General features: G+C 66.8%; 23 protein-coding genes. 4 read left to right on the top strand and 19 right to left on the bottom strand.

Annotation, left to right across the window (positions count from 1 at the left end; translation table 11 throughout):
* Window positions 1-87 precede the first annotated feature (87 nt).
* Window positions 88-1,077, top strand: a complete 990-nt coding sequence (locus FHT98_RS00940; protein ID WP_113584307.1) for a DMT family transporter — start codon at window positions 88-90, stop codon at window positions 1,075-1,077.
* On the opposite strand, the gene FHT98_RS00945 is transcribed toward FHT98_RS00940, so the two are convergent.
* The 5 genes from FHT98_RS00945 to FHT98_RS00965 form a co-directional block, all read right to left on the bottom strand.
* Complete coding sequence (locus tag FHT98_RS00945) at window positions 991-1,776, bottom strand: hypothetical protein (RefSeq protein WP_061967544.1); 786 nt, start codon at window positions 1,774-1,776, stop codon at window positions 991-993. The genes FHT98_RS00940 and FHT98_RS00945 overlap by 87 nt on opposite strands.
* A complete protein-coding gene (gene tgt / locus FHT98_RS00950; RefSeq protein WP_142111851.1) occupies window positions 1,773-2,936 on the bottom strand; it encodes a tRNA guanosine(34) transglycosylase Tgt in 1,164 nt (387 codons plus the stop codon). Before tgt ends, FHT98_RS00945 begins: the two co-directional genes overlap by 4 nt.
* A gap of 82 nt (window positions 2,937-3,018) precedes the next feature.
* Window positions 3,019-3,375, bottom strand: coding sequence for an ArsC family reductase (locus FHT98_RS00955; RefSeq protein WP_142111853.1), 357 nt, complete (start codon window positions 3,373-3,375; stop codon window positions 3,019-3,021).
* Window positions 3,376-3,387: 12 nt separating this feature from the next.
* The gene (locus tag FHT98_RS00960) at window positions 3,388-4,095 is read right to left on the bottom strand and encodes a glutathione S-transferase N-terminal domain-containing protein (protein WP_061967541.1); all 708 of its coding nucleotides are present in this window, start codon (window positions 4,093-4,095) and stop codon (window positions 3,388-3,390) included.
* Between the two features lie 118 nt (window positions 4,096-4,213).
* Window positions 4,214-4,645: a 2'-5' RNA ligase family protein gene (locus FHT98_RS00965; RefSeq protein WP_162766140.1), complete on the bottom strand. Its 432-nt coding sequence runs from the start codon at window positions 4,643-4,645 to the stop codon at window positions 4,214-4,216.
* A gap of 15 nt (window positions 4,646-4,660) precedes the next feature.
* On the opposite strand from FHT98_RS00965, the gene FHT98_RS26060 reads away from it, so the two are divergent.
* On the top strand, window positions 4,661-4,897 hold the full coding sequence (locus FHT98_RS26060; protein WP_185745039.1) for a hypothetical protein: 237 nt from the start codon (window positions 4,661-4,663) through the stop codon (window positions 4,895-4,897).
* A 103-nt stretch (window positions 4,898-5,000) separates the two neighbouring features.
* Entirely contained in the window at window positions 5,001-6,380 is a 1,380-nt protein-coding gene (locus tag FHT98_RS00970) for a M20/M25/M40 family metallo-hydrolase (protein ID WP_142111855.1), read from the top strand.
* A 24-nt stretch (window positions 6,381-6,404) separates the two neighbouring features.
* Here FHT98_RS00970 and FHT98_RS00975 read toward each other — a convergent pair whose 3' ends face one another.
* The 3 genes from FHT98_RS00975 to FHT98_RS00985 form a co-directional block, all read right to left on the bottom strand.
* Window positions 6,405-7,187 (bottom strand): enoyl-CoA hydratase/isomerase family protein, encoded by a 783-nt coding sequence (locus FHT98_RS00975; RefSeq protein WP_142111857.1) that lies wholly within the window; start codon window positions 7,185-7,187, stop codon window positions 6,405-6,407.
* A 12-nt stretch (window positions 7,188-7,199) separates the two neighbouring features.
* Window positions 7,200-8,393 carry a CaiB/BaiF CoA transferase family protein gene (locus FHT98_RS00980; protein ID WP_142111859.1) on the bottom strand — a complete coding sequence of 398 codons (1,194 nt, stop codon included), beginning with the start codon at window positions 8,391-8,393 and terminating at the stop codon, window positions 7,200-7,202.
* Between the two features lie 151 nt (window positions 8,394-8,544).
* Entirely contained in the window at window positions 8,545-9,861 is a 1,317-nt protein-coding gene (locus FHT98_RS00985) for an aspartate aminotransferase family protein (protein WP_244492824.1), read from the bottom strand.
* Window positions 9,862-9,995: 134 nt separating this feature from the next.
* Between FHT98_RS00985 and FHT98_RS00990 the strand changes: the two genes are divergently transcribed.
* Window positions 9,996-10,787: an IclR family transcriptional regulator gene (locus FHT98_RS00990; protein WP_142111861.1), complete on the top strand. Its 792-nt coding sequence runs from the start codon at window positions 9,996-9,998 to the stop codon at window positions 10,785-10,787.
* Between the two features lie 62 nt (window positions 10,788-10,849).
* Here the strand turns inward: FHT98_RS00990 and FHT98_RS00995 are convergent, their stop codons facing one another.
* From FHT98_RS00995 to FHT98_RS01045, 11 genes are all read right to left on the bottom strand, one after another.
* Window positions 10,850-11,797, bottom strand: coding sequence for an ABC transporter permease (locus tag FHT98_RS00995; protein ID WP_142111863.1), 948 nt, complete (start codon window positions 11,795-11,797; stop codon window positions 10,850-10,852).
* Window positions 11,794-12,672 (bottom strand): ABC transporter permease, encoded by an 879-nt coding sequence (locus tag FHT98_RS01000; RefSeq protein ID WP_113584316.1) that lies wholly within the window; start codon window positions 12,670-12,672, stop codon window positions 11,794-11,796. The genes FHT98_RS00995 and FHT98_RS01000 overlap by 4 nt, the downstream gene beginning before the upstream one ends.
* A 43-nt stretch (window positions 12,673-12,715) precedes the next feature.
* Window positions 12,716-14,254, bottom strand: a complete 1,539-nt coding sequence (locus tag FHT98_RS01005) for an ABC transporter substrate-binding protein (protein WP_248309116.1) — start codon at window positions 14,252-14,254, stop codon at window positions 12,716-12,718.
* Window positions 14,255-14,286: 32 nt separating this feature from the next.
* Window positions 14,287-15,795, bottom strand: a complete 1,509-nt coding sequence (locus tag FHT98_RS01010; protein WP_142111865.1) for a M81 family metallopeptidase — start codon at window positions 15,793-15,795, stop codon at window positions 14,287-14,289.
* A gap of 174 nt (window positions 15,796-15,969) precedes the next feature.
* Complete coding sequence (locus FHT98_RS01015) at window positions 15,970-16,932, bottom strand: ABC transporter ATP-binding protein (RefSeq protein WP_142111867.1); 963 nt, start codon at window positions 16,930-16,932, stop codon at window positions 15,970-15,972.
* Window positions 16,929-17,741 carry an ABC transporter ATP-binding protein gene (locus FHT98_RS01020; RefSeq protein WP_142111869.1) on the bottom strand — a complete coding sequence of 271 codons (813 nt, stop codon included), beginning with the start codon at window positions 17,739-17,741 and terminating at the stop codon, window positions 16,929-16,931. Before FHT98_RS01020 ends, FHT98_RS01015 begins: the two co-directional genes overlap by 4 nt.
* Window positions 17,738-18,592, bottom strand: a complete 855-nt coding sequence (locus FHT98_RS01025; protein ID WP_091861096.1) for an ABC transporter permease — start codon at window positions 18,590-18,592, stop codon at window positions 17,738-17,740. The genes FHT98_RS01020 and FHT98_RS01025 overlap by 4 nt, the downstream gene beginning before the upstream one ends.
* A gap of 8 nt (window positions 18,593-18,600) precedes the next feature.
* Window positions 18,601-19,542: an ABC transporter permease gene (locus FHT98_RS01030; protein ID WP_142111871.1), complete on the bottom strand. Its 942-nt coding sequence runs from the start codon at window positions 19,540-19,542 to the stop codon at window positions 18,601-18,603.
* A 34-nt stretch (window positions 19,543-19,576) separates the two neighbouring features.
* Complete coding sequence (locus FHT98_RS01035; RefSeq protein WP_248309117.1) at window positions 19,577-21,181, bottom strand: ABC transporter substrate-binding protein; 1,605 nt, start codon at window positions 21,179-21,181, stop codon at window positions 19,577-19,579.
* A 216-nt stretch (window positions 21,182-21,397) separates the two neighbouring features.
* On the bottom strand, window positions 21,398-22,702 hold the full coding sequence (locus FHT98_RS01040) for an alanine racemase (RefSeq protein WP_142111875.1): 1,305 nt from the start codon (window positions 22,700-22,702) through the stop codon (window positions 21,398-21,400).
* Complete coding sequence (locus tag FHT98_RS01045; protein ID WP_142111877.1) at window positions 22,693-24,153, bottom strand: M81 family metallopeptidase; 1,461 nt, start codon at window positions 24,151-24,153, stop codon at window positions 22,693-22,695. Before FHT98_RS01045 ends, FHT98_RS01040 begins: the two co-directional genes overlap by 10 nt.
* Between the last annotated feature and the right edge of the window lie 12 nt (window positions 24,154-24,165).

The following is a 24,165-nucleotide window of genomic DNA, read 5'->3' on the forward strand; positions in this document are numbered from 1 at the left end:
GGCGCAAATACGGTCTGCCGCCGCACGCGCGGGCGCCATGCGCGCCGGCCCGTAACCGGCCCGTTCGCCCGGCGCTAGAGAGGGGCGATGGATCAGATCACCCCCGCCACGATGCTCGAGACCGATGCGAGGGTGCGCCGTCGCAAGCGCCTCGCGGCTCTGGGCATGCTGCTGGCGGTGCTGATCTACGGCTCCAATTTCGTCATCAGCCGCCACGCCGTGCTCAACGGCTTGACCCAGCACGACCTGATGGCGCTGCGCTTCGCCATCGCCGGCCTGCTGCTCCTGCCGGTCTTCCTGCGGCCGGGCCTAGCCTCCTGCGGTGGCGTCGGCTGGAAGCGCGGGTTCTGGCTCACGCTGAGCAGCGGCTTCCCGATGACCTATCTGATGCTGACCGGGCTCACCATGGCGCCCGCCGCGCATGGCGCCACGATCGGGCCGGGCACGGTCACGATGATCGGCATCATCGGCTCCGTCGTGATGTTCGGCGCCGCCCTGACCGGGCGATTGATGATCGGCGTCGCCGGCGTACTCGCCGGCCTGATCTGCCTCGGCATCGCCGGCAGTGCGGGTGCGAGCGCCATGACGCTGCGCGGCGACCTCTGCTTTCTCGGCGTCGGGCTGCTCTGGGGTTTCTATCCGCTGCTGATCCAGCTCTGGCAGGTCGACGGGCTGAAGGCGACGGCGATCGTCTCGGTCCTGTCGCTCATCTACCTGCCGATCTATTTCCTGTTCTATTTCCGCGGCTTCGACGTCGCGCCCTGGTGGGTTCTCGCCTTACACGGCTTCAACCAGGGCGTGCTCAACGTCATCGTCGGCCTCTGGGTCTGGGGCTGGGCCGCGCATGTGCTCGGGCCGTCCGTGGTCGGACGTTTTCCGCCGCTGATCCCGGTCACCGGTACGCTGCTGGCCATCCCGATCCTGAGCGAGATCCCCTCCTCGCTTCAGCTCGTCGGCATCGTGCTGATCATCGGCGGCCTGTTCGTGGCGTCATGGCGCCGACCGACGCGCAAGGCCGAGCAGGATCAGGTTCCAGATCACGGCAATGGCGAGGCCGAGCCCCAGCGCCGTCCATGAGCCCCAGGGCACGGCGGCGAGATGCACCGCCGCCAGCCCCAGCCCGGCACCCAGCAATCCGAGCGCGCTGCTGCCGATGACCGCCGCTGCAGCAGGGCCGCCGGCGCGCGTATGCAGGATGATGATCAGGCTCGACAGGATGATCGGCAGGCCGGCGAGGATGCCGGACCATTGCGGGCCGACGCGTTCGCTGAGGCCGGTCACGATGCCGACCAGCGCCGCGACGCAGGCCGCGCGGATCGGGATGGCATAGCGCGAGATCCCGGCCGGCGGCTTGGCGCGCACCTTGAGATAGGGCCGCACCAGCTGGTGCACGACGAACAGCGCCAGCACGGTCAACATCGTGAGCGGGAGCACAGGCAGCGCCATGCTGCGGAGAGCCAGCAGCAGCACCGTCCAGATCGCCAGCGCTCCGCCGAGGGAGGCGACCACGCCATGGCGCTGGGCCAGCAGCACATAACTCAGCACGAAGCTGGCATGGGTGGCATTGGCATTCATCGTGCCGAGCGCAGCGCCCGCGATGAAGTCCGGGCCATGGTCGAGCGCGAGAAAAACGAGGACAGGCCCGAGCGAGATCGGCAGGGTCGCGATCATCGCCGCCATCAGCGGCCCGGCCCGCTCGGCCAGCATCGAGCAGCTCACGACCACCGAGGCCGCGAGCGCCATCTTGAGAGGCAGCAGGGCGAGGCCCGTGCTCAAGCCGGCTCGCCCCTTTCCCAGCCTTCGCGGGTCTCCGCGATGAAATCCTCGAGCCGTCCGGCGGCGATCGCGGCACGCAGGCCCGCCATCAGGTCCTGGTAATAGGCGAGGTTCACCCAGGTCAGCAGCATCTTGCCGAGCATCTCCTCGGCCTTGACGAGATGGTGCAGATAGGCGCGCGACCAGCTATTGGCGGCCGGGCAGGAGGATTGCTCGTCGACCGGGCGCGGGTCCTCGGCATGCTTGGCGTTCTTCAGGTTCATCCGGCCGAAGCGGGTGAAGATCTGGCCGTGGCGGCCCGCCCGCGTCGGCATCACGCAGTCGAACATGTCGATGCCGCGCGCCACCGATTTCACGATGTCGTCGGGCGTGCCGACACCCATCAGGTAGCGCGGCTTCTCCTGCGGGAGATGCGGCTCAACCGTCTCGATCATCGCCAGCATCACGTCCTGAGGCTCGCCGACGGCCAAGCCGCCGACGGCATAGCCCTTGAGGTCCATCGCGGCGAGTTCGCGCGCGCTCTCGACGCGCAGATGCGGCACGTCCCCGCCCTGCACGATGCCGAACAGCGCCCGGCCCGGATGGTCGCCGAACGCGGTCTTGCAGCGCTCGGCCCAGCGCAGCGACAGGCGCATCGCCTTCTCCGCGACCTTCTCCTCGCAGGGCAGCGCGACGCATTCGTCGAGCTGCATGACGATGTCGGAGCCAAGCAGGTTCTGGATCTCGACCGAGCGCTCCGGGCTCAGCATGTGTTTCGAGCCGTCGATATGGGAGCGGAAGGTCACGCCCTCCTCGGTCAGCTTGCGCAGATTGGCGAGCGACATCACCTGAAACCCGCCGGAATCCGTCAGGATCGGGTGCGGCCAGTTCATGAACTTGTGCAGGCCGCCGAGCTTGGCGATGCGTTCCGCGCCCGGCCGCAGCATCAGGTGATAGGTATTGCCGAGCACGACATCGGCGCCGAGCGCCCTCACCTGCTCGGGATACATGCCCTTGACGGTCGCGGCGGTGCCGACCGGCATGAAGGCCGGCGTGCGGATAACGCCGCGCGGCATGCTGATCGCGCCGGTGCGCGCGGCGCCGTCGCGGGCCGCAACCTTGAAGGTGAACTCGGGTGTGGCAGCGATCTCGGGCTGCGCGGGATGGGGCTGAGCGGTCATGGCCTGCGAGGTAGAGCAGCGCGCGGGTTTAGGGAAGAGACCCGCGCGCCGGATGGCCGTTCGCCGCCGTCATGAGCGGGCTTTAGCCCTTCGGCACTGCCGCCTCGTAGATCGCCGGCTTGAAGCCGACAACCGTCTTGCCTTTGCCCAAGTCGAGCACCGGCCGCTTGATCATCGAGGGCTGCGCCAGCATCAGCGCGATCGCCTTGTCCGCATCAAGCCCCTGCTTCTCGGCATCGGGGAGCGCACGGAAGGTGGTGCCGGCGCGGTTCAGCACCGTCTCCCAGCCGTGCTCCTTGACCCAGCGCTCAAGCGAAGTCTTGTCGATCCCGCTCGCCTTGTAGTCGTGGAAGGCGACCGGGACGCCATGGCCGTCGAGCCAGGTTCGCGCCTTCTTCATCGTGTCGCAATTCTTGATGCCGTAGATCGTGATAGCCACGTCGCGAACCTCTCAGGCCGGGCGCTTCGGGCTGTCGAGACCGCGCTGCACGGCCGGGCGCGACAGGCAGCGCTCCAGCCAGATCGGCACATGGGTCAGCTTGGCATAGTCGACGAGCTCGCCCGCGCCATAGAACCCGACGAGATTGCGCACCCAGCCGAGGATCGCGATATCGGCGATGCTGTAGTCGTCGCCCATGATCCAGGTATGGCTCGCCAGCCGGCTCTCCAGCACGCCGAGCAGGCGCTTGCTCTCGTTGGCGTAGCGATCACGCGGGCGCTTGTCCTCGTATTCGCGGCCAGCGAATTTATGGAAGAAGCCGAGCTGGCCGAACATCGGCCCGATCGCCGCCATCTGGAAGAACACCCACTGGATGGTCTCGTAGCGGGCGGCAGGGTCCTTCGGCAGGAGCTTGCCGGTCTTCTCGGCGAGATAGAGCAGGATCGCGCCGGATTCCCACAGACCGAAGGGCTTTCCGTCCGGGCCATTGGGATCGATGATCGCGGGGATCTTGCCGTTGGGGTTCAGCGACAGGAATTCCGGCCCCCAGGTCTCGTTCTTACCGATATCGATGAGATGCGGCTCGTAGGGCAGCTCCAGCTCCTCCAGCGCGATCGAGACCTTCACGCCGTTCGGCGTCGGCAGCGAATAGAGCTGGATGCGGTCGGGATGCGCTGCCGGCCAGCGCTTGGTGATCGGGAAAGCGGACAAATCGGCCATGAAAGGCTCCGTCTGAATCGGATGAGGCTTCGGCCGGGAACGATAGAGCCGGCCGCGCCCAAAGCAACGGCACGCGCTCCCGATTGCCGCAAACCGGCCTTGCACGACTGCATGGAGCTCAGCCGAGCGGCCAGGAGCCCAGAATCTGATAGGGCCTGCGATCGATGCTCTCGATCAGGAAGAACTCTCGCACTTGCCAGTGCAACGCTGGCACATCGATGGGCGGGCGCGCAATTCGATCATAGAATATAGTCACGTGTGGCCAGAATTTCTGCTTGTCAGTCATGATCCCGGCACGCCGTAAGGCTCCGTCAAGAGAGACTGACAAGCCGTTGACCCCAGGCAAGTCCTCCCACGTCGTCAGTGAGAAAGCATGTTTCGGCGCGGCACCGAAACTCGCCCCCTGGTTGAGTTTGACTGCGAAGGAAGTCTTTTGAATCTCCTTTGCAATCGTGCGTGCCATCTCGACGGTCTGCCCGAACGGCCCATCGGGCACCGCAATTCCACGTAAAGTCACATGGTATTTGCCCAAGCCACGCGGCGGCTTCATGGGGCGAAGCCGTTCGTGCAGGGCTTGCGCCAATCCGTGAATCTGCGGTTCGACATCCGCATCAGGAAGGAGCGCGAAGAAATAGCGGGGCGGGCGGCGGCCTTCTCGCGGCCGAAACTCTCGCCCACCATCGAGGTCGAGAACGAGCTGCATCGCCGCACAATAGAACAAATCAAGAACAAGACAAGCCACACGCTGCCCAGCGAAAATCGCAAGGCGGCCAGTCGCCGCGACAGCCCTGCCCGCGCTTGAGCAGCACCGGCCTCACGTCTAGGCTGCCCGTGGTGGCCGCAGGGCCGCCGCTTGCGCCCCCGCCTGGCGGGAGGCACGGATTCCTCTCCTGTCAGGCATCGTCATGGCTTCCTCAGACGCACTCGCCGCGGTCTTCGACCATATCGAGACCAATCGCAGCACTTTCCTCGACCGCCTCATCGCCTATCTGCGCCACCCCAGCATCAGCGCCGAGAATATCGGCATCGCCGAGGTCGGCCGGCTGCTCGTCGACATGCTCACGGAAATCGGCCTCAAGACCAGCCTGATTCCGACCGAGGGCCACCCGGTCGTCGTCGCGCGCTGGGAGAAGGCACCGGGCAAGCCGACCGTGCTGCTCTACGGCCATTACGACGTGCAGCCGCCGGACCCGCTCGACAAATGGGTCTCACCGCCCTTCGAGCCGACGATCCGTGATGGCCGGCTCTATGCGCGCGGCGTCGGCGACAACAAGGGCCAGCATTTTGCCCAGATCCTCGCGATCGAATCCCATCTGAAGGTCCATGGCGAATTGCCCTGCAACGTCATCCTGGTCCTTGAGGGCGAAGAGGAGATCGGCAGCCCGAACATCGCCGGCTTCGTGCGCGCCAACCCGCATCTGCTGCAGGCCGACCTTGCCGTCACCGCCGACGGCCCGCGCCATGCCAGCGGCGCGCCCTCGATCAAGTTCGGCTCGCGCGGCGTCGTTTCCTTCGACCTGCGCTGCCGCCATGCCAGCCGCGACGTCCATTCCGGCAATTTCGGCGGCGTCGTGCCGAACCCGATCTGGACGCTGGTCCATCTCCTCGCGACGATGAAGAATACCGAGGGCGAGATCACCATCGACGGCCTGCATGATGCCGTCGAGCCGCCGACCGCGGAGGAGCTGGAAGCGGTCGCGCGCCTGCCGCTCGACATCGAGGCCTTCAAGAAGGGAGTTGGCCTCACCCGTCTTGACGCCCCAGCCGACCGGCCCTTCTACGAGCGCCTCTGCTTCCGGCCGACGCTGACCATCAACGGCTTCCATGGCGGCTATGGCGGGCCGGGCACCAAGACCGTGCTGCCGAACGAGGCGCTGGTGAAATGCGACATCCGCCTCGTCGAGGCGCAGGACCCGGAGGACATCCTACGCAAGGTCAAGGCTCACGTTGAGAAGCACGCGCCGGAGGTCGAATTCATCGCCGAGGAGAAGGGCATGCAGCCCTCCAAGACCTCGATCGCCTCGCCCTATACCGCGCCGCTCCGCCGCGCCTTCGTGGCGGCTCAGGGCGAGGAGCCGCTATTGATCCCGGCCGGCTTCGGCAGCCTGCCGAACTACGTCTTCACCAAGATTTTGGGCATCCCCGCCTTCGTGACGCCCTACGCCAATCACGACGAGGCCAACCACGCCCCCAACGAGAACATGACGCTGGACTGCTTCCATAGCGGCGTTCGCACCGGCGCAGCCCTGCTGCACGAGCTCGGCCAGTTGGGGAAGCAGGGCTGAGCGATATCGCGGATTGGAAGGGCGCTACCTGCCCTTCCAGTTCGGCGTCCGCTTGCCGAGGAAGGCTTCCATGCCCTCACGGAAATCGGCGCTGGTGTAGCAGAGCGTCACGAGATCATGACCATCGATGCCGGCGGCGGTCGCGGCGGTCAGGCGGCGCATTGCCTCCTTGGTCGCGCGCATCGTCAGCGGCGCGTGGCCGGCAATGGTCTCCGCCAATTCGCGAGCCCGCCGCATCAGCGCCTCATGATCCGGCACCAGCTCGTTGTAGAGGCCGATCCGCGCGCCCTCCTCCGCCTCGACCAACCGGGCGGTGAAGACGATGTCCTTGACCCGCGCCGGGCCGAGAATGGCGTAGAGCCGCCCGTAATTCTCCATCGACAGGCAATTGCCGAGCGTGCGCGCGATCGGGAAGCCGAAACGCGCGGTCCGCGTCGCGATGCGCAGGTCGCAGGCGAGCCCGATCGCCGCCCCGCCACCGGTGAAGGCACCGGAGATCGCGGCCAGCGTCGGCACCGGGCAGCTCTCGATCGTGCCGATCACGGTTTCGATCCGCTCTTCATAAGCCAGCGCATCCTCGGCGCCGGAGAAGGCTCGGAACTGGGCGATGTCGGTGCCGGCCGCGAAGGCCTTGTCGCCCGCCCCGGTCATGACGATGACGCGCGGATCGCCATGCGCGGCCGGGTCGCGGCAGATTTCGGCGATGCGCTCATACATGGCGAAGGTCAGCGCGTTGCGCGCCTGGGGCCGGTTGAGCGTGATCGTGCCGACCCCGCCCTCGACCGCATACAGGATTTCGTCGTTCACGCAGGCTCTCCGTCAGATCACGCCATCGGCCCGCAAGCGCGCGAGCCCGGTTTCGTCATAGCCGAGTTCGGCCAGGATCTCGTCGTTATGCGCGCCGGCCGCAGGCGTCGGCGTCGCGACATCGGCCGGCGTGCGCGACAGCGTCACCGGTTGGCCGATCAGGCGGATATCGCCGAGCTCGGGGTGGTTCAGCGGCTTGGCGATGCCGAGATGGCGCACCTGCGGGTCCTCGAACATCTCGTCGACCGCATAGATTGGCCCGGCCGGGACGCTATGGCGCTCCATCGCCTCCAGCCAATGGGCGCTGTCGGCCGCAGCGAAGACCTTCTCGATCAGTTCCCGCAGTTCCGGCCGGCGGGCGAAGCGCTTCTCCGAGCTGTCATAGCGCGCATCCAAGCCCCATTCCGGCCGCCCGATCGCCCGGCAGAACGCGCGCCATTGCTCCTCGCCGCCGACGCCGAGATTGATAGCGCCGTCGCGCGTCCGGTAGACGCCCATCGGCGTCTGGTAGGGGTGGTCGTTGCCGGATTGCGGCGGCACCGAGCCCTCGACGAGATAGCGTGCGGCCTGGAAATCCATCATCGCGATCTGGGCTTCGAGCAGCGAGGTCTGCACCCACTGCCCCTTGCCCGAGACCGTCCGCTCCTGCAGAGCGACCAGCGCGCCGACCGCGCCATAAAGCCCGGCCGAGGAATCGGCGAGCGCGATTCCCGCCCGCACCGGCCCCTGACCGGGCAGGCCGGTCACCGACATCATCCCACCCATGCCCTGCGCGATCTGGTCGAAGCCGGCGCGCGTCCGGTACGGGCCGGATTGGCCGAAGCCGGAGATCGAGACCAGGATCAGCCGAGGATTGCGCGCATGCAGCGTCTCGAAATCGAGCCCGAGCCGCTCCTTCACGTCCGGACGAAAGTTCTCGACGACGAGATCGGCCTCGTCGATGAGCGTCATCAGGATCGCCTTGCCTTCGGGCGTCTTGAGGTTGATCGCGAGCGAGCGCTTGTTGCGATGCAGGTTCTGCATGTCGTAGCCGAGGCGCGGCCCGCTCATGTTCTCGTTGGGATCGAGCCCCGGCGGGCTCTCGACCTTGATCACGTCGGCCCCGAAATCGGCGAAGACGCGCACGCAGGTCGGCCCGGCCCGCACCCGCGTCAAATCCAGCACCTTGAGCCCGGCAAGCGCGGTGGACGGTCTCGGCTGCGGCATCGGTCTTCGCTCCCTGTTGGGGCGAACTATCCGGTACGGCGTGCGGCGCGGTCAATGGCGCCGTGCATGCTGCATGCAGGAGCGGAGCGCATGGCGAAAAAGCTCCCGGCTTGAGGCCGGGCGCTGCTTGAATGCCTCTCGTTCCGGGATGCTAAGCGACAGCCCGCGCCGCGTCGCGCACGGCGGCAAGCGTCGCATCGACCACCGCCGCATCATGCTCCGACGACACGAACCAGGCGCCGCGTTCCAGCACGCGCACGCCGCGCTTGAGCAGTTCATGCGCGAAGCGGCTATAGGCGGCCTTGTCGGCGCGCGCGACGTCCCGGTAGTTCCGCGCCGGCGCATCGAGGCCGAAGGCGACGTGGAACATCAGCGGGAAGCCGGCGACCTGCGCCTTGATGCCCGCTTCCTTCAGGATCGTGCGGATGCCGTCCTGCAGGCGTTGGCCATGAACGGAACTGCGTTCGTAATGCTCCGGCGTCAGCGCCTTCTGGGTCGCGACCAGCGCCGCCATCGAGACCGGCTGGGCGTTGAAGGTGCCACCATGCAGCACGCCGTCGGCGAACAGGTCGAGCAGATCGGCCCGCCCGGCGATCGCCGCGACCGGGAAGCCGTTGGCGATCGCCTTGGCCATCAGGGTGAGATCAGGCGTCACGCCGAAGCGCTCCTGCGCCCCGCCTCGGCCCAGCCGGAAACCGGTGATGACCTCGTCGAAGATCAGGATCGCACCATGCTTGCGGCAGGCGGCGAGCGCGCCTTCCAGATAGCCCGGCGCCGGCGCGATAGCGCCCTGGTTGCACATTGCCGGCTCCATAAGCACGGCCGCGACATCGCCCTTGGCGAGCCGTGCCTCCAACGCCGCGAGATCGTTCCAGCCGATGATCGAAAGCCCCTCACCCGCCGCCGGGTCCTGGCCCTTGCTGCCGATCACCGGCGTCGGCGCTTCGTCGGGACCTGCCGCATTCAACCCCGGCGCCGTCGACCACAGGATGTTGTCGAACCAGCCGTGATAATGCCCCTCGAACTTGACGATGGTGTGCTTGCCCGTGGCCGCGCGCGCCAATCGCATCGCCGCCTGCGCCACCTCCGAGCCGGATGAGCCGAAGCGCAAGCGCTCCGCCGAGGGAATGCGCTCGCAGATCAGTTGCGCGGCTTCCGCCTCGATCGGCATCTGGCCGGCGAAGAGGATGCCCTTCTCGGCCTGGCGCTTCACCGCCTCGATGACCGTTGCAGGGGTATGGCCGAGCACGGTCGCGCCCATGCCGCAGTAATAATCGATGATCCGGTTGCCGTCGGCGTCGATGAGATAGGCGCCCTCGCCGCGCTCGAAGACGAGCGGCCCGGGCTGCATGCCCAACCGGAAATTGCTGTTTACGCCGCCGGCGATGAAACGCGCATTCGCCGCGATCTGCCGGGCGGATTCGTCGAAGCGCAGTGCGCCCGCCTGCTGGCTGCCATTGCCTGTCACCTGCGTTGCCTCCTGCTGTTGCACCGACCAGACCAGAGCGCCCTCACCGTGTAAAGGAACAGCGGTTTCGCCTTGCGGAATTCGATTTGGTTGGCCATGCTGGCTCGGAAGCGAGCCCGACCAGCGGAGCGGCCATGCCCAGGAAAACCGACAACCCCTATGTCGTGCAGCCCGTGATGAAGGCGCTGAAGGTGCTGGAGCTGGTCGCCCGCCATGGCCACGAGATCGCACTCACCGCCGTCAGCAAGGAGCTCAGGATCCCGAAGACGACGACTTTCCGCTATCTCCAGACGCTCGCCGCCGCCGGCTTCCTCGACCACAACCGCGCCACCGATCGCTACAATCTCGGGCCGCAATTGCGCGCCATCGCGCGTGCCGATGCCAGCGTCAGTAAGATCCGCGAACTGGCCCGGCCTGCGATGATCGAGCTGATGCGGGAGTTCAACGAGACGGTGAATCTCGCCGTGAAGGGCAATGGCAGGGTCGTCTATATCGACCTGATCGAGGCCAACCGCTCGCTCAGGATGCAGGCCCGCATCGGCGAGAGCCACCCGATGCATTCGACGGCGCTCGGCAAGGCGATCCTCGCCTTCCTGCCCGAGGTGGAGCGGCAGCGACAGCTCGACCTGCCTCTGACCGAGCGCACCGGCCGCACCTTGCTCGAGCGCGAGGAGATCGAGCGGCAGCTTCGGCAGGTCGCGCGCACCGGCTACGCCACCGAGATGGGCGAGAACGAGGACGGGGCGATGTGCGTCGGCGTGCCGATCCTCGACGAGGACGGCTATCCGGTCGCGGCGCTCAGCGTCTCCGCGCCGCTGATGCGGATGCCGCACTCGCTGGCGGCCAAGGTCGGAACGCGGTTGCGCGAGGTCTCGGCCGGCATCTCGACCCATCTCGGCTCGCGCCCGACCGCCGATCTGCGCTGAGGTTTTTTGCTCGCGCATTTTCTTCACGCGAACCGGCATCCACTTCGCTTGAAAATGCGCCGTCATCGGTATTCGATCCGCGGGTCGATCCAGGCGTAGAGCATGTCGACCGTGAGGTTGATCAGCATATAGGCGACCAGGATCACCAGGATGCAGCCCTGGATCAGCGGATAGTCGCGGGTGCTGATCGCCTGGATCAGCAGGCGCCCGAGCCCGGGATAGGTGAAGACCGCCTCCGTCACCACGGCCCCGCCGATGAAATTCGCCATCATCAGGCCGACGATGGTGACGAAGGGCAGGAGCGCATTGCGCATGATGTGGAAGCCGACGATACGGCGTTCCGGCACGCCCTTGGCGCGGGCGGTGCGGACATAATCGGCCCGCGCCTCGCCAATCAGCGAGGCCCGCAGGAAGCGCGCCAGGATGCCCGAGACATAGGTGCCGAGCGTGATCGCCGGCAGCGCCAGGCTCCGCAGCGCATCGAGCGGAGACTCCCATAACGGCACATGCCGCGAAGCCGAAGGCAGCCAGCGCAGTTCCACGGCGAAGAGCAGGATCAGCAGGATGCCGAGCCAGAAGGTCGGCACGCCCAGCGCCAGCGCGCTCCAGCCGCTGAGCAGACGGTCGAGCCATGAATTCGGCTTCACGGCGCTCGCGATCGCCACGGGAATGCCGATGATGAGCGCAACGAAGATCGCAGCCAGCGCCAGTTGAAGCGTCGCCGGCAAGCGCTCGCCGATCAGTTGCAGCACCGGCTGACGGCTATGCAAGGACAGGCCGAAATCTCCCGTCGCGGCCCGGCCGAGCCAGTCGGCATATTGCACCACCATCGGCCGGTCGAGCCCGTAGCGCTGGATCGTGGCGGCTATCTCCTCCGGCCCGGCATTCTCGCCGACGATCACCGCGACCGGCCCGCCCGGCACGGCATAGATCATCGCGAAGATCGCGAAGGAGGCGATCAGGATCACCGGCAGCATCTGGAAGAGGCGGCGCAGGACATAGGCTGTCATCGCCGCCCCCCGATCGTCTCGCCGCTGGCATCGGTCTCGTCGCGATCGAGGATCGCCGTCAGCGCCCGGCCGATGGTGTCGAGCGACAGGATCGTCAGCGTCAGCACGATGCCGGGCAGAACCGCATAGGTCGGCGCCTCGTAAAGATAGGACTTCCCCGTCCGCAGCATCTCGCCCCAGCTCGGCGTCGGCGGGGGGACGCCGACCCCGAGGAAGGCCAGCGCAGCCTCCAGCAGGATCGCGATCGAGGCCAGCACGATCGCCTGAACCACCAAGGGGCTCAAGGCGTTGGGCAGGATCGTTTTGAACATGATGTAACCGGGGCTTCCGCCGAAGCCACGCACCGCCGTGACGAAATCGAGCTGGCGCAAGGCCATGACCTGCGCCCGCGCGATGCGGGCGAAGCCAGGAATGCCGGCGATGCCGACCGCGATCAGCGCAGCCCCCTGGCTGCGTCCGAGAACGGCGATCAGCGCCATCGCGAACAGGATGTTCGGCAGCGCCAGCAGCACGTCGATGCAACGCATCAGCAGGGAATCGCGCCAGTCGCCATAGAAGCCGGCGGCGAGCCCGATCGGCACGCCGATGAGCGCGGCGATGACGACTGCGCCGACCGCCGTCAGCAGCGAGGTCCGCGCGCCATAGATGACGCGCGCCAGGATATCGCGGCCGAGTTCGTCCGTGCCGAACCAGTTCTCGGCCGAGGGCGGCAGCAGCGAGGCCGCGACGCTCTGCGCCAGCGGGTCGAACGGCAGCACGGTAGCGAAAGCCGCCGCAAGCGCGACCAGCAGGAGGAAGCCGAGCCCCAGCGCAGCGCCGCGCCGGGCGAGCAGCCGGCGCAGCAGCAGCTTCAGCCGGGCAAGCGTCTCCGTCATTGCCGGGCGCCGCTCCGGCGCCGCCCGGCCGCGTCATGCCGCATCACTTGAACCCGATGGTGCGGGCGACGAAGAGGTTGTCGATGTCGAGCGTGATGCCGCCGATCTTGTCGGAGGCGACGATCAGGCCGACATCGTAGGAGTTGGTCGGGATACCGAAAGCCTCGTCCACCATGACCTTGTTGAGGTTGTCGTAAGCCGCCTTGACCTCGGCCGCGCCACCCGAGGCGGCATCGACCCTGGCGATCGCCGCGACATAGTCGGGATGCGGATGCGGGTCCTTCAGGACCGGATTGCCCGAGGTGCGGTAGATCGAGTTGGTAGCGACGCGCGACGGGAATTTCTGGACGTTGCCGACCGCCCCGAAGGTCGCGGCGAAATCGCCGCCGAGCAGCGCGGTGACGTATTCCGCGCCTTGGCGCATATCCAGTTCAACCGGAATGCCGATCTTCTGCAGCGAGCCCTGCACGATCTGGCTGATCGCGACCGAGGACTCGTCGCTGCCGTTGACCAGCAGCTTCCAGTTCTTGATCTCGTCGGCGGAGAGGCCGGAAGCGGCGATCAGCTTCTTCGCCTTCTCCAGGTCATAGGCATAGGTCGCATTGTAGCTCTCGTCATAGGCCGGGCTCGCCGGCGCCCAGGGCAGCGCCACGACCTTGCCCAGGCCGGCATAGCCGACGCGCAGGATGCTCGCGCGGTCCATCAGGTGGTTGAAGGCCTGCCGGAACGCCTTGTTCCGGAACGGTCCGCGCGTCGAGTTGATGCGGAAGACCTGCACCAACGGCCCCGGCCCGGCGAAGACCTGGAAACCGGCATTCTTGAGCCTGACCGCGCTGCGCGAGGAGCCGTTATAGACGATGTCGACCGCGCCCGATTCCAGCGCCGCACTCGCCGAAGCATCCTCGCTGAACACGGTGAAGACGAGGTCCTGAACGATCGGCTGCTTCTCGCGCCAGTATTTCGGATTGGCCTTGAGCGTCAGGCTCTGGCCGACGGCCCGGTTGACCAGCGTGTAGGGTCCGGTGCCGGCCGGCACGGTCTCGACCGTGTCGATGCCCTTGGGGTCGATCGGAAGCAGGAACTGAAGCAGGTCGAGGATCTGGCGCTCGGGCACCGGTGCCTTGAAGTTGATCGTCACCGTCGCATCGTCCGGCGCCGACCAGTCCTTTACGATCGACATCGTCGCGAAGACGTTCTTGCCGCGCTTGGGATCGGCGCCCTTCTGCAAGGTCGCCAGCACGGAATCCGCCTTGAACGGCGTGCCGCTATGGAAGGTCACGCCGCTGCGCAGCTTCAGCGTCACCGAGGTCTTGTCGGGCGCAATTTTCCATTCCGTCGCCAGGCTCGGCTCCGGCTTCCCCTCCGGGGTGTACTCGATCAGGCTGTCATAGAGGTTCTTGATGACGTGGAAATTCACCGTCGAGAGCTGCTGCGGATCGTAATTCGCCAGCTCGCTCAGCACGGCCACACGCAGCTTCCCGCCCTTGAGCTGCTGGGCTAAAGCCGGCAAGGCTCCTGCCAGGGATACGCCCGCCAGCGCAAGGCCGGCCATGCCGAATTGACGTCGCGACAGCTTTGTCATCGCTTTCCCCTCTTGTTGTGTTTAGTTTCGTCTCAGCGCGTCCCCGCTCCCGGCTGGGACGAATGCGCCCGCCAGTCGCTTATTGTCTCCAACGGATAGACCGGGCGCGGAATCCGCTGCCACGGCAGGGTGAACACGTCCGATTGCCCCGGCCCGCGCGTGTCGGCGCGAACGAGCCCGGAGGCGATGCGGTCGAAATACTGGAAATTCGAGGCGGTCTTGAGCACGGCCATCTTGTAGTCGGAGAGGTCGATGCCGAAGGCCTCGTAGACATCCGGCACATTGCCCGCGACGCCGCGCAGTTCCGAGATCAGCAGCGTCACCGGCCCGACATCGAAGACCGCGACGCGGCCCATGTCGACTTCCGGCTGGTGGTTGAACTTGAGCGGGATCGAGCCGCCGCCGAGCTTCCGCACCCGCCCAGTCACCGTCAGCGGCTTGAAGAAAGCGGTCGCCGCATCGCCCCCCAGGGGCAACGTCACCTCGGCGCCCTCACCCGCCGCCGTCAGCGTCGCGACGGCCTTGGGCGAGATCAGCGGAATCAGCGCCTTGCTCCTGATGCCGAGCCGCAGCATCGATTCCAGTAGCAGGTTGCTGTCGCCCGCCGCGCCGCCGAAGACGGTGTCGCCGGTATCGCTGACCACGACCATGCCGCGCTCCGCCGCATCGGCCTTGCGCACGGCATCGTCGATGGAGACCGCCTCGCGCACCTGGAAATCGTCACGCATCGACCAGGCGAGATCGGCCAGCTCGTCGGCAAGCGTCTCGGCAAGCGCCTGATCGCCATCGGTGACCACGATGGTCGACCAGCCGCCCTCGGCGACATCCAGCCAAGGCTGCATCGGATAGTTCGAGGCTTGGAGTACGCGCCGGTCGGCCTCGATGGCGCGGGCCCGATCGAACCAGATTTTCATCGGCCCCTTCGAGGTCAGGAACTGCTCCTGATGCGACAGCAGCGGAATCTTCCGCCAGGCCATCACCGGCTTGCACTTCTCGGTGAGGATGCGCAGCAGCACCTCGGTGCCGACCTTGCCGGTGTCGAACACGTCATGCGGCTGGGTGCGGTGCCCGACGATGGCCGTGCAATTGGCCATGATCTTCTGCGTGATATTGGCGTGGTGATCGAGCCCGAGCAGGATCGGCACGTCCGGCCCGAGAATCCTGCGGCAGAGCTCGGCCTGCTCGCCCTCGACATCGTCGATGCCTTCGGCCGCGCAGGCGCCGTGCAGATGCAGAACGAGCCCGTCGATCGGCCCCACCGTCTCAAGGCCAGCCCGGATCTTCGCCTGGAAGAAGTCGAAGGCCTCGCGCGAGATGCGCCCGCCCGCCACGGCCCAGGCGCGGATGATCGGGATCGTCTCGATCGCGAGGCCGCTCTCCTTCACCGCCGCATAATGCCCGCCGATCTGGCCGATCTCGCCGAACTGCCGGGCGATCTCCTCGCCCTCGACGAGGCCGAAAGCCTCGAAATCGGCGAGCGTCGTCAGCAACGGATTGAAGTCGTTCGTCTCCTGAACGATGTGGATCAGCGCCAGACGCACGGCATCCTCCCGGATTGCGGCTCCGCTGATCCGGCCGATGCCGGGCGAAGCGACTTGTCGGTCTTCAGGGCATCGCGCCAGCCTGCATTTTCAGGCCAGCAGCATGGTCAAAAGCGTAGTTGCCACAGATATTTCGCGTCAAGGATTGGATGTTCCACCCAAAGGAACACGCAATCAGGCGGCAATTTCGGTCCGGCTCTTCGGCCAATAGCGGCACGACACACCATGCCCCGGCGCGACCTCGTGCCATTCGCGCGTCCCGTCCCGCGCATGATCGACACCATGAACGCAAGCGCCGCCATCGCCGTCGAGGAAGCGCAGATCAGGCGGCGGGCGCCGCAAACGCTCGCGCTGGAGCACGGGATCGGGTACCGGCACCGCATCGAGCAGCAGCTGCGTGTAAGGGTGCGCCGGGCTGTCATAGACCTGTCCCGCGCTGCCCATCTCGACGATGCGCCCGCGGAACATCACGGCGACGCGATGCGCCATCTCGCGGACGATCGCGAGGTCATGCGCGATGAAGAGATAGGACAGGCCGAGTTTCTCCTGCAGCGATTGCAGCAGCGCGACGATCTGCGCCTGCGTCCGCACGTCGAGAGCGGAGACCGGCTCGTCGCAGACGACGAAATCGGGATTGACCGCGAGCGCCCGGGCGATGACGACGCGCTGTCGCTGCCCGCCGGAAAATTCGTGCGGATAGCGCTGCATCACGAACGGATCGAGACTGACCAGCTCCAGCAGTTCTTGGACACGCTCGCGGATGCGGTTCGCCGGCACCGTGCCATGGACCTGCAAGGGCTCGCTCAGGATCTGCCCGATCGTCATCCGCGGATGCAGGCTGGAATAAGGGTTCTGCAGCACGAACTGCATATGCCGGCGCATGCGGCGCAATTCGCCGGTCCGCATCGTCGTCAACTCCTGCCCGAGCAGCCGGACCGAGCCTTCGCTCGTCTTCTGGAGCTGGAGGATCGCGCGCCCGGCCGTGGTCTTGCCCGAGCCGGACTGGCCGACGAGCCCGAGCGTCTGGCCGGGAGCGATATCGAAGGAGACCCGCTCGACCGCCTTGACCGGCAAGGCGCCGCGACGCGCCGGGAACAGCACCGAGAGATCGCGGACTTGCAGCAAGGGCTCCGTCATCGCACCGCCCCCGCCCCTTGCAGCCGCGGCACGGCATCGAGCAGCGCCCGCGTATAGGCATGCTGCGGCCGCGCGAAGACATCATCGACCGGCCCAGCCTCGACGATCTCGCCGCGATACATCACGTTCACCCGGTCGACCATGCCGGCGACGACGCCGAAATCATGGGTGATCAGCATCAGCGCCATGCCGCGTTCCTCCCGAAGCCGCAGCAGCAGGCGCAGGATCTGCGCCTGCACGGTGACATCGAGCGCCGTCGTCGGCTCGTCGGCGATCAACAGGTCGGGTTCGCAGGAGATCGCGATGGCGATCATCACGCGCTGGCGCTGCCCACCCGAGAACTGGTGCGGGAAATCGTCGACGCGCCGCGCCGGATCGGGAATGCCGACGAGGTCGAGCAATTCGACACTGCGCTCGCGCGCTGCCTTGGCGGACAGGCCGAGATGGCGGCGCAGCATGTCGCCCATCTGCGCGCCGATGCTCATCACCGGGTTGAGCGACGTCATCGGGTCCTGGAAGACCATGGCGATGCGCCGGCCGCGCAGGTCGCGCATCTCGTCCTCGCCGAGCCCGAGCAGCTCCTGCCCCCAGAAGGCGACGGAGCCGCCGAGCCCGATCGAGGCGCCCTCAGGCGCCAATCGCATCAGCGCCTTGGCGGTGACGCTCTTGCCGCAGCCGGATTCGCCGACGAAGCCGACCGCCTCGTCGGCGTTGATATCGAAGGAGATGCCGCGCACCGCCTGAATCACCTCGCGGCGGGTCGTAACCATCGCGGTCAGGTCGCTCACCCTGAGCAGCGAGCCGGTCATCGCACGCTCCCCACGTCGAGAACCTCGCGCAAGCCATTGGCGATGATGATGAAGGTCAGCGTCGCGAAGACAATCGCCAGCGCCGGGCCAACCACGGTCAGCGGCGCGAGCTCCATGAACTGGCGGGCTTCCGAGAGCATGCCGCCCCAGTTCGGATCGGGCGGCGGCGGGCCAAGGCCGAGGAAGGAGAGCGCCGTCACCGTGAAGATCGTCTGTGACAGCGTCAGGCTGGTCGCAACGAGGATCGGCGAGACCACGATCGGCAGGATATGGCGCAGCACGAGACGCATCTCGCTCATGCCGACGCTGCGGGCCGCCTCGACATGGTCCCATTGCTTGACGCTGAGCACCGGCGCCCGCACCACCCGCGCCATGGCCGGCGTATAGACGATGGCGATGGTCAGGATCAGGTTCGGCACGCTCGGCCCCAGCGCAGCGACCACCGCGATCGCCAGCAGCAGCACCGGGAAGGCGAAGACGACATCGAGCAGCCGCATGATGATCTCGTCCGTGCGCCCGCCGAGATAACCCGCCGCGAGCCCGAGGATCAGCCCGGCCACCAGCGCGATCAGCACGGCCGAGACCGTTATGAGCAGCGTCGTGCGGCCGCCGACGATCAACCGGCTCAGCACATCGCGACCGATCGAATCCGTGCCGAGCCAATGGGCGGCGCTGGCCGGCGCCAGCGAATCCGGCGAGGTCACCGAAGGATCATAGGGTGCGACCAGCGGTGCGAAGATCGTCAGCACCAGCATCGCCGCCAGCATGGCGAGGCCGACGCCGAGCAGGAGCCAGCCCTGCGTGATCCCCGCCCCCTTGCGCGCCGCCACAACCGGCGCGCTGTCCTGCATCGAGCTGCTCACATCTGCACCCGTGCGTCGACGCGAGCATAGGCGATGTCGATCATCGTGTTGACCAGCACGACGATGCCGGCGGCGACCAGCACGATCGCCTGGATCACCGGATAGTCGCGGCTGTTGATGGAATCGAACAGGTACTGGCCCATGCCGGGAATGGCGAAGATGGTCTCGACCAGAATGCTGCCGCCGAGCAGCGCCGCGATTTTGAGCCCGGCGGCGGTGATCACTGGCGTCAGCGCATTGCGCATCAGGTAGTCGCGCAGGATCGCCGCCGGTGTCAGGCCTTTGGCGCGGGCGACCATGACGAAATCCTGGTTGGCGACCTCGAGCACGGCGGCGCGGGTGTTCTCGGCAATGGTCACGGAGACCGCGAGCGCCAGCGCGATGGCCGGCAGCAGCAGGCTGGCGAGATTGCCGAGCGGGCTTTCGAGGAAGGGCGTGTAGCCGAGCACCGTGATCTCCGGGAAATAGAGCCCGAACAGCAGCACGATCAGCGTCGCCACGACATAGTTCGGCACGGCCAGCATCAACCCGTTCCAGAGCCGGACCAGCCAGTCTGTCGCGCCACGCAAACGCGCGGCGGCAAGCCCGGAGGCGACGCCCATCACGGCCGCGATGACCGCGGCGAGAAGCGTGAGCTGGATGGTGACGATAAGCCTGTTCAGCAACTCGCCGAGCACCGGCTGCCGGGTGACGAATGACTTGCCGAAATCGCCGGTCAGCGCCGCTCCGAGCCAGCTCAGGTATTGCGCCATCAGCGGCTGATCGAGGCCGAGGTCGCGCCGGATCGTCGCCAGAACCTCCGGCGCCACGCTCTGAGAGCCTGCCGCCGCGATGGCGAAATCGCCGGGAATGGCGCGCATCAGCATGAAGGCGACGAAGGAGACGCCGAGCAGGATCGCAGCCATCCAGGCGAGGCGCCCGAGGATGAAGCGCGTCATCGGCAGACCTCCGCCGGGCGGCGGCAGGCCGGGCCTATTTCTTCAGCCATGTCGTACGCACGAAGGAGCGGATATTCGCGGCAAGCGGCACATAGCCCTGGACGTAGTTCCACCAGATCTCCCAGCGCAGCGGGTACTGGTAGATCTGGATGACATAGGCGTTCTCGGCTATGCGCTTCTGGATATCGAGGTTCTTGGCCGCGCGCTTGGAAGTGTCGAGCTCGGCCCGCGCCTCCAAAATCATCTTGTCGAGCTCCGGATCGTTCGAGCCCATTCCCTTGCCGTAGCCGCTGGTCGAGGTGATGTACTGGAACACGCCGTCCGGATCCGGTGTCCAGGACAGCGCGACCGAAAGCAGCGTCGGCCAGTCACCGCTCGCCCATTTGGCCAGGAGCGGCGCGGTCTCCATCGGCACCAGCTTCACGGTGATGCCCGCCGCCTGCCATTGCTGCTGCAGGATCTGCGCACAGGCGACGTCGAGCGGATTGGCCGCGACGATGATATAATCGCCGAGGTCGATCCCGCCGGGATAGCCGGCCTCGGCCAGCAGCGCCTTCGCCGCCGCCGGATCGTGCTTGTAATAGGGCAGTTCGCTCACGCCGTCATAGCCACCGACCTGGCTTTCGGGGATCATCGCACCGATCTTGCCGGAGCCGCCGAGCACGGTGTCGAGGCAGGCCTTGCGATCCGTCGCGAGGCTGAGCGCCCGACGCACCTTCACGTCGTTCAGCGGCTTGGCTTTCATGTTCAGCCAGATCGGGAAGGTGCGCGAGGTCTGGCCCGGTGCCGAGACGAAATTCCGCGAGGCGCGCGAAATCGCGGTCGCCACCTTCGGGTCCTTCACCCAGGTCATGTCGATGGCGCGCGAGCGCAGCGCCGAGGTCAGCGTCGCCTGGTCCTTGTAGAACTTGAAGATCACCTTCGCGAGATAGGGCTCGCCCTTCTCGTAATAGCCGTCGAAGCGCGTCAGCGAGAATTGCTGGTTCGGCTGATAGGCCTCGAAGGCGAAGGGCCCGGTGCCGATCGGCTGTGTGGCGAGGTTCTCGACGCCGGCGGGCACGATCGCACCGTTCGGATTGCTGGCGAGATTGCTGAGGAAGGCCGCATCGGTGGCGTTGAGCTGGAATTTCACGGTGAACGGATCGACCACCGTCACCGACTCGATGCTCGAATAGAGCGGCCTGAGCCGGCTGCCCGTGGCCGGGTTCATGATCCGGTCGAAGGTGTTCTTGACGTCGGCGGCAGAGAAATCCTTGCCATTGTGGAATTTCACGCCCTGCCGGAGCTTGAAGACATAGGTCTTCGGATCGGGCTGCTCGTAGCCGGTCGCCAGGTCCGGCTCGATCTTCATCTCGGCATTCCAGCGCAGCAGGCCGGAATAGAGCAGGCTGGTGAAATCATAGGACGAGAAGGCGTTGACCGTGACCGGGTCGAGCCCGATCGGGTCGGCATCGGCGCCGATCGTCAACGTGCCGCCGGCAACCGGAGTCTGGCCTTGAGCCAAGGCGAGGCCGCTCCACAGGCCGGGCGCCGCCAACGCCGCACCGCCCGCCGTCAGCAACTGCAGCAGGCTGCGCCGCTGCAGGCCCTGGACAGCGGCGTCGGTCTCGTCGGTCATCGGGAATGACGGTGTCGTCACGAGCAATCCTCCCAGCATCCTGCTTGCCGGCCGATCCCGGCCGCTTCTGCGCGAGACAGGGGCCGGCCTGCGCCGTGCATCCCGTCATCGCTGCCCGGCCCGTCTCGTCCGCGTCGCGGATGGCAAGCCTTCCCTCTGTGAGATACAGGCTAGGAACGGCCCGAATTCACGTCAAGGATCACAGGTTTCACCAGAAGGAACAGATTCGGAAGCGCGTCAGAAGAAGGTCCGGATTGCGCCGGTGACGTTCCAGTCATCGTCGACCAGCATCAGCACGGCCCATTTGTCGAAGGTCAGGCAGGGATGGGCGATACCGAAGGCCACCATATCGCCGACCTGAAGCGGGCTCTCGTCCGGCGTGCCGAGATGGCAGTGCTGGTCGTTGAGCGCCAGGACCGTATGGCCAGCCGGCATCGGCTCCGGCCGGGCCATCGCCCCGCCCGGCCGATACCAGCGCAGCGGCACCGGCAAGGCGGAATCATAGGTGACGTCGCGCTTGCCGAGCGTGAGCAGGCTGCGCCCGCGCTCCGGCCGCGACTGCACATAGGCCCAGACCTCGAGAGCGGGTTCGAGCCCGCCGGGCGGCAGCTTCAGGCTGGTCTCCAGCATGATCCGGCGGAAAGAGGCGGAATAACCGAGATCGTCATGCGTCAGATAGCACCCGGAGCGCAGCACCTTGAGGAGCGGACGCCCGAGGCTCGCCGCGTTGAATTTTTCGCCGACGCGGTCGAACAGCGCGGTTCCGCCGGCGCTCAGGACCAGCGGCTCGGGGCCGAGCAGGCCCTCGGCACTCGCGGCCGCCGCGACGGCGATCACCTCGTCGAGCAGCTTATCCGCGCCGGCACTGTCGCTATGCAGGCCCTCGAAGCATTCGAAGCCGGCGAGCCGCAGGCCAGGCGCGCTCGCAACGGCCCGCGCCACGGCCAGCGCTTCTTCCCGCGTCCGGGCGCCAGTGCGCCCGCCCATGAAACCGATCTCGACGAAAACACGCAGCGGATTGGCACCCGCATGCCCCTTGGCAGCTTCCGCCAGCAAGCCGACCCCGGCGACGCTGTCGGCAAGGCAGTAGAGCTCGAAGCCGGGTTCCCGCAGCGCTTCGAAACAGGCGGCCACCTCCTGCCGCCCAATCGGCTGGTTGGCGAGGATGACGCGCTTCACGCCGAAATGCCGGGCAACGGCGAGTTGCTGCATCGTCGCGACCGTGATCGCCCAGGCGCCGTCGGCAATCTGCAGGTCGAAGAGCTGCGGCGCCATCGTCGTCTTGCCGTGCGGCGCGATCAGCAGATCATTTGCCCTGGTGAAGGCGCTCATCCAGGCGCTGTTGGCCTTCAATACGCTTTCGCGGATCACCGCGAGCGGCATCGGCATGTCACCGGCGAGCACGTTCCAGCCCTGCTTGCCGACATCGCCGAGCCGCAGCGATGCGCCCGGCGGCAGGCCCTTGGCCAGCACGTCGAGATGCTGGTCCTCGATCTCGCGGAGCGACAGGCGCGGAAGCGGGGCGGAAGCAGTCACAGCCATGGGTTCGGGTCCAGCGGAGAGAAGGGGCGCTTCACCTTGGTATAGGGGATCTTGCTCGCATCCGGCGGATAAGGTCCACCGCTGTCGAGATAAAGCACCTGTGCCGCGATCGGCGCGAAGGCGGCATGGAAATGGTTGGAGGATTTCACCACCACCACCTTCTTGGCGCTGAGATCAATGCCCAGATCGGTGAAGACCGGCGGGCTGAAGGTCTGCGCCCGCGTCGAGGCCAGCACGATATCGAGCTTGCCGATCCGGATCGCCGCGGCGGGGCCGAGCGAGACCCAGCTCTGCTCGAACGGGATCAGCAGGTCCTCGGTCGTGCCGACGACTTTCACCACCGCATCGATCGGCCGGCCTGAAGACGGCGCCGCCTTGCCGATGAAGCGCAGGGGAATCTCAGTGCCGACACCGGCCGCGCGGCACAGGCTCACCGCCACCGGGTCCCACAGAGCCCCGATCGCCGCCGGAATTTCCGGATGCCGCAGCAGCGCCTCGACCATCACCGAGGAATCGCCGGCGACGCCGCCGCCCGGATTGTCCCAGCGATCGGCCAGCACAACAGGCTTGCCGGGCTCGGCCAGTGCGAGCGCGGCCGCAATGCCCTCCTCCGGCTTGTAGTGCTTCGGCGAGCCGCCCTGCCCCCAGCGCAGGATTTCCAGCCCGAGCTGCTTCGCCAGCGCAGCCGCCTTCGCCTTGTCGCCATCGGCGATCACGAGCACCTTGGTCCCGACATCGGCGACGTCCGCCGCCTGGAAGCCATGCGCGACCGAGATCGAGAGGATGCCGTCCTTCCCCTCCATCGCCATCAGCCGGTCGACGAAGCTGCGGCCGGGCTCGCGGCTGGTCATGAAGGCGGCGAGGCCGCGGCAATCGAACACGGCGCTGACCGGCTTCACCTGCTTGCGCGCCGTCTTCAGGCAGAGCTCCAGCAGGTCCTCGGCCCGCGCCAGGAAATCCGTATGCGGGAATTCCTTGAAGGCGACGATGATGTCGGCGCCCGCGACCATCTCAGCGGTGAGATGGCAATGCATGTCGAGCTCGGCACCGATGACGCAATCCGGTCCGGCCAGCGCCCTCACCCGCGCGATCAGGTCACCCTCGCAATCGTCATAGCCACGCGCCACCATCGAGCCGTGCAGGCCGAGCAGCACGATATCGACCGGCAGCGCCGCCTTGAGTTGGCCGAGGATCTCGTCGCGCAGGCTCTCATAGCCGTCCTGCGAGACAAGGCCAGCCGGCTCGGCCCAGGTCGCCGTGCCCTCGACCAGTTCATAACCCTCGCTGGCGGCGCGGCGGCGTGCCGCGACGGTCGGCGCCGAGCACAGGGTCGGCGTATCCGGGTGCGTGCCGGGCGGACAGTAGAAGGCGCCCTCGAAGGCGCTGCGATCGACGAAGAGCGGCGCGAACGTATTGGTTTCCGTCGCCAGCGACGCAGTGAAGACGCGCATCCGCATGCTCTC

It is taken from the genome of Allobosea sp. AK1 (assembly GCF_006714945.1).
In the GTDB taxonomy this organism is placed as follows: domain Bacteria; phylum Pseudomonadota; class Alphaproteobacteria; order Rhizobiales; family Beijerinckiaceae; genus Allobosea; species Allobosea robiniae.